Origin of the sequence: Halobaculum sp. D14, assembly GCF_051195135.1 — an archaeon.
GTDB lineage: Archaea > Halobacteriota > Halobacteria > Halobacteriales > Haloferacaceae > JBNTKA01.
This window is the reverse complement of the sequence record NZ_JBNTKA010000001.1, coordinates 889,135-901,744: the sequence shown is the minus strand read 5'-3', so window position 1 is coordinate 901,744 and position 12,610 is coordinate 889,135. Positions and strand designations below refer to the sequence as shown.

13 protein-coding genes are annotated in these 12,610 nt (G+C 71.1%); 5 read left to right on the top strand and 8 right to left on the bottom strand.

The genetic code is table 11. The annotated features are described in order from the left end of the window. Positions 1–80: 80 nt before the first annotated feature. Complete coding sequence (locus ACQUST_RS04715; RefSeq protein WP_435125562.1) at positions 81–467, top strand: hypothetical protein; 387 nt, start codon at positions 81–83, stop codon at positions 465–467. 43 nt (positions 468–510) lie between these two features. Here the strand turns inward: ACQUST_RS04715 and ACQUST_RS04710 are convergent, their stop codons facing one another. Together ACQUST_RS04710 and ACQUST_RS04705 are read right to left on the bottom strand one after the other, a co-directional pair. Next, entirely contained in the window at positions 511–930 is a 420-nt protein-coding gene (locus ACQUST_RS04710) for a Rieske (2Fe-2S) protein (protein ID WP_435125559.1), read from the bottom strand. 97 nt (positions 931–1,027) lie between these two features. Continuing rightward, positions 1,028–1,423 carry a DoxX family protein gene (locus ACQUST_RS04705; protein WP_435125556.1) on the bottom strand — a complete coding sequence of 132 codons (396 nt, stop codon included), beginning with the start codon at positions 1,421–1,423 and terminating at the stop codon, positions 1,028–1,030. A gap of 220 nt (positions 1,424–1,643) precedes the next feature. On the opposite strand from ACQUST_RS04705, the gene ACQUST_RS04700 reads away from it, so the two are divergent. After that, the gene (locus ACQUST_RS04700) at positions 1,644–2,252 is read left to right on the top strand and encodes a phosphate-starvation-inducible PsiE family protein (RefSeq protein ID WP_435125553.1); all 609 of its coding nucleotides are present in this window, start codon (positions 1,644–1,646) and stop codon (positions 2,250–2,252) included. A 59-nt stretch (positions 2,253–2,311) separates the two neighbouring features. On the opposite strand, the gene ACQUST_RS04695 is transcribed toward ACQUST_RS04700, so the two are convergent. The 6 genes from ACQUST_RS04695 to ACQUST_RS04670 all read right to left on the bottom strand — a co-directional run bounded on the left by ACQUST_RS04695 (position 2,312) and on the right by ACQUST_RS04670 (position 10,484). Continuing rightward, entirely contained in the window at positions 2,312–6,280 is a 3,969-nt protein-coding gene (locus ACQUST_RS04695) for a pentapeptide repeat-containing protein (RefSeq protein WP_435125550.1), read from the bottom strand. 96 nt (positions 6,281–6,376) lie between these two features. Further along, positions 6,377–7,450 (bottom strand): D-xylose 1-dehydrogenase Gfo6, encoded by a 1,074-nt coding sequence (gene gfo6 / locus ACQUST_RS04690; RefSeq protein WP_435125547.1) that lies wholly within the window; start codon positions 7,448–7,450, stop codon positions 6,377–6,379. A 90-nt stretch (positions 7,451–7,540) separates the two neighbouring features. Then, positions 7,541–8,449 carry an AEC family transporter gene (locus tag ACQUST_RS04685; RefSeq protein WP_435125544.1) on the bottom strand — a complete coding sequence of 303 codons (909 nt, stop codon included), beginning with the start codon at positions 8,447–8,449 and terminating at the stop codon, positions 7,541–7,543. 224 nt (positions 8,450–8,673) lie between these two features. After that, positions 8,674–8,955, bottom strand: coding sequence for a DUF7521 family protein (locus tag ACQUST_RS04680; RefSeq protein ID WP_435125541.1), 282 nt, complete (start codon positions 8,953–8,955; stop codon positions 8,674–8,676). Beyond that, positions 8,952–9,383 (bottom strand): helix-turn-helix domain-containing protein, encoded by a 432-nt coding sequence (locus ACQUST_RS04675; RefSeq protein ID WP_435125539.1) that lies wholly within the window; start codon positions 9,381–9,383, stop codon positions 8,952–8,954. Before ACQUST_RS04675 ends, ACQUST_RS04680 begins: the two co-directional genes overlap by 4 nt. A gap of 123 nt (positions 9,384–9,506) precedes the next feature. Then, entirely contained in the window at positions 9,507–10,484 is a 978-nt protein-coding gene (locus ACQUST_RS04670; protein ID WP_435125536.1) for a transcription initiation factor IIB, read from the bottom strand. Positions 10,485–10,628: 144 nt separating this feature from the next. Between ACQUST_RS04670 and ACQUST_RS04665 the strand changes: the two genes are divergently transcribed. The 3 genes from ACQUST_RS04665 to ACQUST_RS04655 all read left to right on the top strand — a co-directional run bounded on the left by ACQUST_RS04665 (position 10,629) and on the right by ACQUST_RS04655 (position 12,567). Beyond that, entirely contained in the window at positions 10,629–11,048 is a 420-nt protein-coding gene (locus ACQUST_RS04665) for a hypothetical protein (protein WP_435125533.1), read from the top strand. A gap of 185 nt (positions 11,049–11,233) precedes the next feature. Continuing rightward, positions 11,234–11,854: a TetR/AcrR family transcriptional regulator gene (locus ACQUST_RS04660; RefSeq protein ID WP_435125530.1), complete on the top strand. Its 621-nt coding sequence runs from the start codon at positions 11,234–11,236 to the stop codon at positions 11,852–11,854. 350 nt (positions 11,855–12,204) lie between these two features. Continuing rightward, positions 12,205–12,567: a hypothetical protein gene (locus ACQUST_RS04655; protein WP_435125528.1), complete on the top strand. Its 363-nt coding sequence runs from the start codon at positions 12,205–12,207 to the stop codon at positions 12,565–12,567. Positions 12,568–12,610: the final 43 nt, after the last annotated feature.

Here is a 12,610-nt window from a genome sequence, read left to right as displayed (position 1 = left end):
GTCGCTCGAACCAGCGCCGTCGCCCCAGCCCGGCTTCCGGAGTCACAAGCGTGAACCGAGTCGTCCCCCTAGGGGGCGACATGAGTGGATACCAGCCCGGCCGGTGCAACATCGGCGGGCGCCAGCGACGCAAGCGAGCGCTCGTCGCCGCGGTGTCGTTCGTCGCCGCCGCGGCCATCGTCGCCGCCTACCTCGTCGGCCGCATCCCGGAGGAGCTGCTCGTCGCCGTGTTCGTCCCGCTGTCGGTCGGCTTCGAGTGGGCGTTCCAGGCGTACGAGGCGTTCTGCGTGCGGCTCGCGCTGCTCGGCCGCTACAACTTCTGCAGCGACGACGGCGACGAGGCGGAACGCGGCGACGTGACCGACCCGTCCCACCAGCAGGCCGACCGGATGTTCGCCGCGAAAATCACGGTGGTCAGCGTCGCGCTCGCCGCCGCCGTCACCGTCCTACTCGTCGCGCTGCTGTGAGCCGAGCGGCGCTCGGCCCACCTCGGCGGCGACCGGCTTCGAGTCAGAATGAGAGGTGGGACGTCGAACTGGGGCCGCTGTCGTCGTCGCCGGCGTCGACGCCGCCGGCGTGCGCGAACTCGTAGGCGTCGTCGGTGAGGTAGACGGTGCCGTCCTCGCAGTCGACGTCGGCGCTTCCGAGGGTCGTGTCGGCGGCCTTGCCGTTGTCGCAGTAGCCCGAACAGGTGTCGAACATGGAGCCGTGACGCGGGCAGACGAGTTCGCCGTCGCGGACCGCGGCGCCGTTCCCGCGGTCGAACCGCTGCGGCTCGTGGGTGCACTGGTTCCGCCACGCCTCGACGCCGTCCTCGCAGGGGACGAGGATGAACTCCTGTTCGCGGCCGTACGTGTCCATGACCGTGAACAGCCACGACCCGCTGTCGTGGACAGATTCGACGGACGTGAGTTCCTGGCGGAGTGTCACGCCGGCCGAACGAACCGAATCCAGTAATAGCTACCCATCACGTCGGTGCCAGTATCGACGGAAGCGTCGGTTCCGGCGTCAGCGTCGATGCCGGCGTTCACTCGAACGCCCTGCGGAGGAAGACGAGGACGCCGCCGAGCATGGCGAGGTTGCCGAAGAAGGCGAGCCGTTCGCCGCCCCGGTCGTCCTCGTCGGCGTTCCAGAAGTCGTGCATCGTGGCGGTGACGACGGCGAGGAACGTCGCGGCGGCGCCGGTGGCGAGCCGCGGGAGCCGCCAGACCGCGATACCGACGCCGGCGGCGACCATGGTGCCGGACGCCAGCGGCGCCAGGACGTCCGGCATCGGGACGCCCGCCGATTCGGCGTACGAGACGGTGTCGTCCATGTCTCGGAAGTCCTCGGTGGCCTGCAGCGCCAGGCCGAGCCCGAGCGCGACGCGGCCGAGCCGGGAGAGCGAGTCGTCGTCGCCGTCGGGGTCCGTCTGTTCTGTCACGGTGCTGTATTGTCGCGGCGGCCTCAAAAGCGTGTCTCAGAGCGCGGAGTGGCCCCCGCGCCGGCGGGCCAGGCTGGTATCAGGACGGGACAGTGCGGCGTCGCCGTCGACCGCGACGTCGCCGGCGGCGTCGGGCTCGGCGGCGACCCGGTCCCGCTCCCGGCCGCACCTGTCAGCGTGGGACATGATTTAATTGGCGGCACGTCCCTGTTCGGGGCGAATGAGCGACCGAGACGAGCCGGCCCTCGAATCCCTCGCCGACTCGCTGGCGACGGGGTCGGAGTCGGTGATGGACATGCTGGAGCTGGTGACGGCGCTGGTGCTCGTGTTCCTGTTCGCCGTCGGCGTCTTCGACCTCGGCTTGAAGCTCGCCGGGATGATTCAGTCCGGCGCCATCACGAGCGCGCGCAGCGTCATCAAGCTCATCGACACGGTGCTGCTGCTGCTCATCATCGTGGAGATATACCGGACCGTCATCGCGTACGTCGAGGACAAGGAGATCCTGCCCATCGTCGTCAACGTCGGCATGATCGCGATGGCGCGGAAGATAATCAGTTTCCGCACCGGGAAGTACGAGTCCGCGAGCGAGGCGCTGCTCGGCGGGCTCACGTACGGCCTGCTGCTGCTGTTTCTCGTCGCCGCGTTCGCCATCATCCACTACGTCGACTGGGCGGTCGACGGCGGAACCCACGGCGACGACGACAGGGAATCCCGCGGCGGCGACGCCGGCGGCGCGAGTCGCAGCAGCGGTGGCGGCAGCGGTGGCGGCAGCGCGGGCCGCGGCGGTGACGGCAGCGGAGCCGGGGGTAGTGCCGGGAGCGGAAACTGACGGCGGCGAGGCGTCGTTCTGCGGGCCGAACTGTCGGCGTGCCGGAGCGCCGCGGGGGCTCACCAGGCGACGCGGCGGCCGAGCACGAACACGACGAGCGCGACCAGCATCGCGCCGATGAACGCCTCGATGCCGGCGAGCGTCCGGGCGGACGCGCCGACCGGCTGGATGTCGCCGTAGCCGAGCGTCGTGAACGTCACCATGCTGAAGTACATGTTCTTCCCGATGATGAGCCAGCCGCGCGGCGTCGTCACTTGCGCGAAGCTCTCCAGTCCCTGCGTGGTCAGGCCGCTGGAGCCGCGCGTCCCCTTCGTCACGGTCGCGTACAGCAGCCCCCAGACGACGATGACGACGGCGGAGACGTAGACGGAGCGCCACAGCCGCTCGCCGTAGCCGCACGTCTGGTGGAGGACGTTGTTGCCGCCCCACTTTCCGAGCGCCTTCAGGCGGTTCGGGACGGAGACGTCGTGGTCGGCGGTGGCGTCGCGGTTCCGCGCGATGTCCCAGTTCTTCCGGCGGCGGTAGTACATCTCCTTGATGAAAAACTCCGCGGCGGCCTTCCGGTCGCCGAACTCGCTGGCGCAGTTTTTCGCCTTCAGGTACGTGTTCTCCAGCGTCGCCGGGTCCGCGATGCCCGCCTCCTCGGCGGGCAGCGTCTCCTCGCTCACGGCGAACTCGTGGATGACCCAGTTGCTGCGGGCGAGATGCGCCTTGTGGGCGGTGAAGTCGAACTCCTCGAAGTCCGTGTTGCAAAAGCGGAAGTGGTCGAACAGCTCGTGGTCGCAGTCGGCGTCGTCGAGTTCGACCTCGTTGACGCTGCTGCGCGTCAGGTCGTAGAAGACGCTGCCGTCTTCGGGCTGGCCGAGCGTTCCGCCGCGGATGCGGGCGCGCCGCAGGTCGACCAGCGTCTCCTCGCCGTCCGGCTGCGGCCGGAACCGGACGGACTTCTCGAAGTCGGTTTCGCTGAACGTCGCGCGGGCCGCGAACACGGTCTCGGTGAAGTTCGCGAACAGGAAGCTCGCCTTGTCGAAGTCCGCCGTCGAGTGGAACGTCGCGCTCTGGAAGCTGGCGTCGTCGTTGTGCATGTTCGCGCTGCCTTCGAACTCGGCGGCGCGGAACGTCGCGTCGTCGCTGAACTCGGCGTCGGCGAACGTCGTGTCCTTCCGGAACTGCAGTTCGTCGAAGTGGGCTTCCCCGCCGAACCGGGCGCTGGAGAAGTCGGTTCGGTCCGCGAAGACGGCGCGGGAGAACAGCGCCGCGCCGCCGAACGCGGCGTTCTTGAACTCGGCGCGCTCGCCGAACGTCGCGTCCACGAAGACGGCGTCGCCGTCGATTTCGACGCCGAGGAAGTCCGCGTGGCGGAACTCCGCGAGTTCGAAGTTCGCGCTCCCGCCGAACGTCGCCGCCTCGAAGTCCGCGTCGTCGACGGTGTGCGCGCCGCCGTTGAACTCGGCGCCGCGGAAGCTCCCGCCGGTTTCGAAGTCGACGTCGGCGAAGCTGACGTCGCCGTCGAACCGCGCCTCGTCGACGTCGGCGGCCGCCTCGAACGTCGCGTCCGCGAACGTCGTCTGGTCCGCGAACGACGTGAACGAGACGTCGGCGGGCCCGCGGAACGTCGCGCGCTCGAAGTGCGCGCTCTCGAACGCGCTGCGCTCGAACGTCGCGGCGGCCTCGAAGACGGCGTCGTCGAAGCCGGCCTCCCGGAACTCGGCCTCCCGGAACTCGGCGTCGCCGCCGAAGACGGCGTCGTTGAACGCGGCGTCGTCGTCCTCGTGGTGGCCGCCCTCGAACTCGACGCCCGTGAACACGGCGTCGCCGCCGAACGCGACGCCGTCGAAGTCGGCGTCGGTCTCGAACCGGGCCTCCGAGAAGTCGGCGCGGCCGCGGAACTCGGCGCCGTCGAACGCCGCGTCGCGGTCGAACCGGGCCGCAACCATCGTCGTCTCGCCGCCGAAGACGGCGCCGGTGAACGCGGCGCGCTGGAACTCGGCGCGGCGGAACGTCGCCACGTCGGCGAACGCCGCGTCCGCGAACGTGACGTCGTCGTCGCGGACGTTGTCGCCGCCGTCGAACTCGACGCCGCGGAACGCCGCCGCGCCGTCGAACTCGGTTGCCGCGAACGAGGCGTCGTGGTTGAAGCGGGCCTCGTCGAACCGCGCCTCGCCGGCGAACGCGGCGTCGTCGAACGTCGACGGCCCCTCGAAGGCGGCCTCGTCGAACGCGGCGGCGCCGCCGACGGCGGCCGCGGCGAAACTGGCCTGCTCGAACCGGGCGCGCCGGAAGTCGACGTCGTCGGCGAACCGCGCGTCCTCGAAGGTCGCGTCGTCGTCGCGGACGTTGTCGCCGCCGTGGAACTCGGCGCCGCGGAACGTCGCCCGCAGCGCGACGGAGACGCCGTCGAAGGCGGCGTCGTCGTGGAACCGGGCCTCCTCGAACGTCACCTCGTCGCCGAACTCGGCGCCGGTCATCGTCACGGAGTCGTGGAAACTCGCTTCGGCGAACGTCGCCGGGCCGTCGACGGCGACGCGGGCGAACGTCGCGAGCGCGAACTCGGCGGCGAAGCAGTCGAGCGACGCCGTGAACGTCGCGTCCGCGAACGTCAGGTCGTCGTCTTCGACGTTGTCGCCGCCGGTGAACTCCGCGCCGCGGAGCGACACCGGGGCGGCGAACGCGGCGTCGGCGAACGACGTGTCGCCGTGGAACCGCGCCTCGTCGAACGTCAGTTCGCCGTCGACGGCGGCCGCGTCGAAGGCGGCGTCGCGGTCGAAGACGGCGTCGTCGAAGTCCATCGAGGCGGCGTCGACGCGGCGGAAGTTCGCGACCCGGAAGGCGGCGCGCCGGAAGTCGGCGTGCCCAGAGAGCGTCGCGTCCGCGAACGTCAGGTCGTCGTCCTCGACGTTGTCGCCGCCGCGGAACTCGGCGCCGGCGAAGACGGCGTCGCCGTCGACGCGGACGCCCGAGAAGTCGGTGTCGCTGCCGAACCGCGCCTCCGTGAACCGGGCGTCGCCCGCGACGTCGACCGCCGCGAAGTCGGCGTCGTCGGTGAACGCGGCGTAGTCGAAGCCGGCGTCGGCCTCGAACGCGGCGTCGACGAACGTGACGTACGAGAACTCCGCGCGCTCGAAGTCGGCGTCCGCGGCGAACCGGGCGCGCTCGAACGTCGCGTCGTCGAGCATGACGTTGGCGTCGCCGCGGAACTCGGCGCCGCGGAACGTCGCGGCGCCGCCGAAGTCGGCGTCGGTGAACTCGGCGTCGCCGTCGAACGTCGCCTCGTCGAAGTCGGCGTCGGCCTCGAAGACGGCGTCGACGAAGTCGGCGTACCGGAACGCGGCCTTCGTGAAGCTGGCGTCGTCGTGGAAGACGGCGCGCTCGAAGCAGGCGTCGTCGTCGAGCAGGTTCGCGTCGCCCTGGAACTCCGCGCCGTCGAACCGGGCGGGGCCGGCGTACTCCGTGTCGCGGAGGCAGGTGTCGGCGTGGAACCGGACCTCCTCGGCGGCGACCGCGCCGCCGAACGTAGCGTGCTGGAAGTCGACGTCGCCGTCGAACGTCGCCTCCCGCAGCGTGCACTCGCCGGCGACGTCGGCGCCGCTGACGTCGACGTCGGCCCGGAGCGTCGCGTCCGTCGCGTCGAACGCCTCGACGTCGGCGCCGCGCAGGTCGAGCGGCTGCCGGACGTCGGCGTTCGCGAGCGACAGCGTCCCGGCGACGCGGGCGTGCCGCAGGTCGACCGGGTGGGTGTCGGGCGCCTCCAGCACCTCGTGGTCCAGCGTCAGGTCGCCGAACCGGGCGCCGACGACCTGTTTCGCCTCGGCGCCGCCGGCGCCGGCGAGTTCGCGGAGCGCCGCCGCCACGTCGCCGTCGGTGACGCCGCGCTCGGCGCGCTCCTCCACCGGCAGGTGGAACACGCAGAAGTCGGCGTCGCCGTGCGCCTCGTGCGGACACGACCACTCCGCGGTCACCGCGGTCGTCGCGCCGTCGTCTCCCCCGTGCTCCGCCGGGTCGAACCGATACGTACAGCGAGCAGACACGTTGTGCCCGGAGTCGTCGCACCGTCTGTTAAATGTTGCCTCGGCGGGACTTTCGTTCGCGGTCGACGACCGGGAAGAATCGGGGGCCGCGGCGCGCTACTCGATGGTGACGCGGCCGCCGGTGTCGGCGGAGCGGTGGATTGCGGCGATGGTCTCCATGTCGACGAGGCCGTGTTCGCCGTCGAGGCCCACGTCGGCGTCGGTGACGACGGCGTGTCCGAAGTAGTCGAACACCTCTGTCATCTGGTTCACCTTCGGCGTGTCGAAATCGAGGGTGGTGTCGCCGAGCGTGACGGTCAGTTCGGTGTCGAGGTGGAACGCCGGTTCGATGCGGACGCGGCCCTCGGTGCCGGTGATTTCGAGGTGCGTGGTCGTGTGGGCGTTCTGGCTCGCGGTGCAGGCGGCGAGGACGCCGTCGTCGAACTCAAGCGTGAACGCGGCGTGTTCGTCCGGGACGTCGGAGAACGCCTCGTGCTCCGAGCGCATCGTCGCCTGCGCCGCCACGGGGTCGGCGTCGAGGATGAACCGCGCCGTGTTGATGGGGTAGATGCCGAGGTCCATCACGGAGGTGCCGTAGCCGCTGCGGTCACGGTCGAGCCGCCACTGGTCGGGGTCGTCGAAGATGTCGAGGAGCCGCTGGGTGTTCGCGCCGTGGACGTGACACGGCTCGCCGATGGCGCCCGACTGGACGAGTTCGCGGACGCGGCGGACAATCGGCTCGGTCTGCATCCGGTAGCCGACGGCGAGCGTGACGTCGTTGGCGTCGCACACCGCGACCATCTCGGCGGCGCGTTCGACGGTCGCCTCCATCGGCTTCTCGGTCAGCACGTCCTTTCCGAGTTCGGCGGCGGTCCGAGCGAAATCGAGGTGGTAGGCGTTCGGCGTGCAGATGTAGACGGCGTCGTAGGCGTCCGCGGCGGCGCCGTCGTGGAACTCGTCGTACGTCACCACGTCGGTGACGGTGTCGACGTCGGCGGCGACCTCCTCGCCCTTCGCGGTCGAACTGGTGACGAGCGTCGTCGTCTCGCAGTGGTCCGACTCGGCGATGGCCGGAATCGCCTCCTCGACCGTCCACCAGCCGAGCCCGATTAGCGCGAACCGGACCGTGCCGTCGGTGGTCGTCTGCCAGTCACGGCGCTCGAACTCGTCGACGTACTCGGACAGTGACATGGCCGCCCGTTCGCACACCGGAAGGTAAAGCGGGGCGGTTCGGCGCGGATATTTACTGGAAGACGAATGAGAGATTCGGGGAGCGGCCGGTCAGCCGAGGAACTGGAGGAGGACCAGCACCGTGCCGAGCGAGACGACGGTGGTCGCGAACACGTTCGTCGAGGCGAGCCGGGCGTCGCCGCCGAGCTCCGAGGCGTAGATGAACGTCGAGACGGCGGTCGGCATCGCCAGCATGACGACGCCGGCGCGGAGCGTCGTCGGGTCGGCGGCGAGCAGCGTGAACGCCGCGAGCGCGATGGCCGGCATCACGAACACCTTCAGCGCGACGACCGAACTCACCGTCGGCACGTCGATGGCGCCGAGGTCGAGCGAGAACGACGCGCCGACCGACAGCAGCGCGATGGGGAGCGCCAGCGTCGACAGCGCGTCCAGCCCGGCCAGCACCGGCGCCGGGACGCCGAGGCCGAACGAGGAGAACGCGAGGCCGACGACCAGCGCCGCGATGACCGGGTTCCGGGCGATGCCGCCGAGTTCGTCGCGCAGCGACGCGTCGGCGTTGTTGATGGTGACGAGCAGCAGAATCGTGAGCGGCACCTGCGTCAGCGCGCCGATGCCGAGCAGGATGCTGGCCTTCGCGGTGGCGAGGTCGCCGAACGTCATCGCGACGATGGGGAGCCCCAGGAAGCCGAAGTTGCAGTGGTACGACTGGACGACGGCGACGCTGCGGGTCGCCCGCGACGCCTTCCGGCGGTGGACGACCCAGCTGATGAGCGCGACGCCGAGCAGCGCGGCCCACAGCCCGACGACGAGCGTCGGCGACAGCACCTTCCCGAGCGGCTGGCTGAACGTCGACCGGAAGACGAGCGCCGGCAGCGCGACGTAGAAGGCGAACCAGGTGAGCCGGTCGGTCCACGTCTCCGTGAGCACGCCGACGTACCGGCCGCCGATGCCGACGCCGAGCAGCGCCAGCATGTAGAGAAGCTTCGAGATGACAGCCATACCGGCCGGAGGCCGGACGGCCGTTTGGGTCTTCTGTTCGCGGCGCTCCCCGCCGGCGACGCGCCGGGGCAGCTCCGGCGGTGAGTGGCCGCCGCCGGTCAGCCGTCGCCGCCGCGTTCCGGTTCGCCGAGTTCGTGCCACGGCCGAATCGAGTGGACGGCGTACCGAGTGGACGCCGTACTCCGAGTCGAGTTTGAGGAGGGCCGCTGATTCGCGGCGGCCGCTCACCGCTCGTGGTACAGCGAGTAGAGGATGACCGAGAGGCCGATGGCGACGAGCAGGCTGTTGATGAGCACGCCCTGCTGGATGGAGACGGACAGCAACTGGTTCGCGATGCCGGCGAGGAGCGCGCCGAGCGTGATGACGCCGAATCCGACCGCGAGCAGCCGGAGCGACGCGGATTTCGTGCGGCGCGACGCCCGGTAGGCGATGAGGGTGACGGCGCTGCCGAGCAGCAGAATCACGGTCTTGACGGCGACGATGGCGGTGTCGACGGCGACGCTCACAGCTCGTCACCCATCGTGGACCACATGTCAGCGAGGCGTTCGTCCGCGGCGCGCGCCGGCCGCGACACCGTGACGGCGAACCCGGCTTCGTCGCCGTCGCCGCCGGCGGCGGAGCCGTCGGAGCCGTTGGAATCGTCGCCGTCAACGTCGATGGAGACGGTGACGTCGGTGACGTCGCGCTCGTACCGGGAGACGCGGCCGCCGTCCGGGCCGGCCTCGATGGACTCGCGGACGAGCGACGCGCGGCTGAGCAGGTCGAGTTTGCGGTACAGCGTCGACTTCGATATCGTGCAGGCGTCGGCGAGGTCGGTTGCGGTCATGGGGTCAGTTGTCTCGCGGAGGATGGCGCGGCAGTCGGGGTCGCCCAGCGCGTCGAGGACGTCCTGCAGCGCCGGGTCGTCCGCCGTGGTCGCCGGGGAGTCGACCATCACTGAGAACGGTGGTCAGCCGGCATCATCAACGAACCGGTGGGTCGCCGCGGCGTCACGGCCCGGCCGCGTCGCGCTCGCCGCCGACACCGACCGGGTCGCCGAGGCGGTCGACCGCGGCATCTACACGGCCTCGCGCTCGCCGTACACCTCCAGCAGCTCCTGGTACCGGTTCCGGACGGTGACGGTGCTGACGCTGGCGACGTCGCTCACCGTGTCCTGCGTGAGCGACTCGTTCGTGAGCCGGGCGGCGGCGTAGACGGCGGCGGCGGCGAGGCCGGCCGGGCTCTTCCCGCTGTGGACGCCCTCGGAGACGGCGGTTTCGAGGACGTCGCGGGCGAGCCGCTCCGTCTCGTCGGAGACGCCGAGGTCGGAGGCGGTCCGGTGGAGGTACTGCGTCGGGTCGACCGGCTCCATCTCCAGGCCGAGTTCGGTCGAGACGTAGCGGTACGCGCGCTGCACCGGGAGCTTCTCGACGCGGCTCACCGTCGCCATCTCGACGAGCGTCCGCGGGACGCCGTGCTGGCGGGCGGCGGCGTACAGGCAGGCGGTGGTCATCGCCTCGATGCTGCGGCCCGGCAGCAGTTCCTCGTCGACCGCGCGCCGGTAGAGGACGCTCGCGGTCTCGCGGACGCTCTCGGGGAGGCCGAGCGCCGACGCCATCCGCTCGATTTCGCCGAGCGCCTGCTTCAGGTTCCGCTCCTGGGCGTTCTTCGTGCGGAACCGCTCGTCCCACCGGCGGAGCCGCTGGAACTGCGTCCGCTTGCGCTCGGAGAGCCGGTGGCCGTAGGCGTCCTTGTCCTGCCAGCCGATGGTGGTGCTGAGCCCCTTGTCGTGCATGAGCGTCGTCACCGGGGCGCCGACGCGGCGGCGGTCGGAGTCCGGTTCGTCCCCGAAGCTGCGCCACTCCGGGCCGCGGTCGACCTCGTCGGCGTCGAGCACCAGCCCGCAGTCCTGGCAGGTGCGTTCGGCGCGCTCCTCGTCGGCTCTGACGGGGCCGTCACACTCCGGGCACGTCGCCCGGGTTCGGCGCGTCGAGTCGGTCTCCGGGTCGGTTCGGGCGCGGTCGCGGTCGGTCGACGTGGTGAGTGTTTCGTTCATCGCTTTGGGGCTGCCGGCGTCGCGTCCGCCGGCTGTGAGTCGTTGTCACGCGTAGTCGGCCCGGAGCGGGTATGAACGAACGGCGGATTCCCGAGAACTGGGAAACCGCCGAACAATAAGGTGAACGACGACGAACCGGGCGGTATGGCCCGGAACGAGTCCCCCGCCGCGGTCGCCGCCGCAGTCGTCCCGTCCGCCCGCAGCACGGAGCGCGCGCTCGCGACGCTGCTGCTCGCGCTGCTCGGCGCCTACGCGGCCGGGACCGTCGTCGGCGCCGCCGCGCCGACCGTCGACGCCGTCGGCGTCGTCGCGGTCCACGTCGCCGCCGCGGTCGGCGTCACCCTCCCGGTCGCCGTGCTCGGCCGCGCCGCGCTGAGCCGGCTCCGCGAACGCGTCGAACCGCCGGAAACGGTCGACTCTGTGGTCGCTCTCGCCGTAGTCGGCTGCCTGCTCGCGCTGCTCCTTCCGATTCCGGCGGCCGCGTCGACCGCGCTGTTCGGCGCTGCGGCCGTCGGCGCCGTCGCGCTGGCGTGTCACAGCGTCGCCGTCGCGGTCCGGGGCTGAGCAGGAGCCGGTGCGCCGTTTCACGAACCGCAGAGCCACGTTGCACCGACAGCGGCGTCGCTGTCCGCGGTGAGAAGGGTTTTCCGCTCGCGACGCCGAGCGTGAGTCGACCGGCGTTGGTGGCCCGTTCGGGCCGCAGGAACCATCAAAACCCTTTTGCTGGCCTGATTGAATAGTTAGTTAGTATGGATGGGAGCAACTCGTTCCTCGGCGACCCCGCCAACACCCGCGAGGCCATCATGCGGGCGACCTTCTTCGCGCTCTGTGAACACGGCTATGCGGACCTGACGATTCAGCGGATCGGCGACCACTTCGACAAGAGCAAGTCGCTGCTGTACCACCACTACGACAGCAAGGACGACCTGCTGCTCGACTTCCTGTCGTTCACGCTCGACCGCTTTCAGGCGTCGGTCCCCGACGCGGACGCCGACGGCCCGGAGGCGCGGCTCGAAACGGTGTTCGACCGGATTCTCGCGGAGGACGTCGACGACGACCAGATCGGCTTCCTGGAGGCGATGACGGAGCTGCGCGCGCAGGCCGCCCACGACGACGAGTTCCGCGACCTGTTCACCGAACACGACGGCCTCCTCGTTGACCGGCTCAGCGACATCGTCGCCGACGGCGTCGACAGCGGCGCGTTCCGCGACGACGTCGACCCGGACCGGGCCGCGGTGTTCCTGGTGACGACGCTGCTCGGCAGCATGACGCGCCGCACCACCACGACGACCGGCGACGTCGCCGCCGTCCGCGCCGAACTCGACACGTACGTCGAACGCCGGCTCCGCGCGGACCCGGCCGACGACTAGCCGCCGCCCGAGACGCAGACACGGCCGTAGCGCGGTTCTCTCCGAGAAATCCGACGCCGGGGCGTCGGGGGAGCGTCGCCCCGGCGTCTCGACGCGCACAGTTCGGTGCCCTCGCCCGTCACCGCCCGTTCGACCCACGATGCCGTCGCATTCCACGCTGCGTCACCGGCTCACCCGGCGTGAGCCAGTGTAATTCGGCGTTCGGTCGAGAACGGGGAAAGTCGTTTAGCCAAAGTTGTTTGGTTCGCCACCCGACGGCCCGGGCGGACCGACGCCGGGGCCGAGGCGCCGGCGACCCCGGATTCCGCGGTGTCGACGGATTCATTTGGCTCGTTCCGCTCCTCTCCGCCATGCGCAGACTCGACCCCGACGGCGGTGACTCCGGCGGCGACGACGCCGCAGGCGGCTCGACCTGTGCCCGCGTCGGAGCAGCGACCGCGGCAGTCGCCACAGTCGCCGCTGTCGCGGCGGCCGCGGCGCGCTGGGCGGTCGGCGTCGCCGCGGCGCACCCCGGCCACGCGCCGGCGACTGAACCGGCCGGAGTGTTCGGCGGCGGCGCGGTTCCGGGCGTCGTGGCCGCCGTCGGGGTCGCCGTCGCGGTCGGCGCGGTCGCGCTCGCCGCCGAGGACGCCGTCTCGCGCCGCGCGGCCATCGTCGGCGTCGCCGCGGGCGCCCTGCTCGTCGCCGCCGGCGTCGTCGCCGCCGTCGCCTGAGCCGACCCGCCCGGCGGCGAACGCGTCCCGGCAGTGGCCGGCC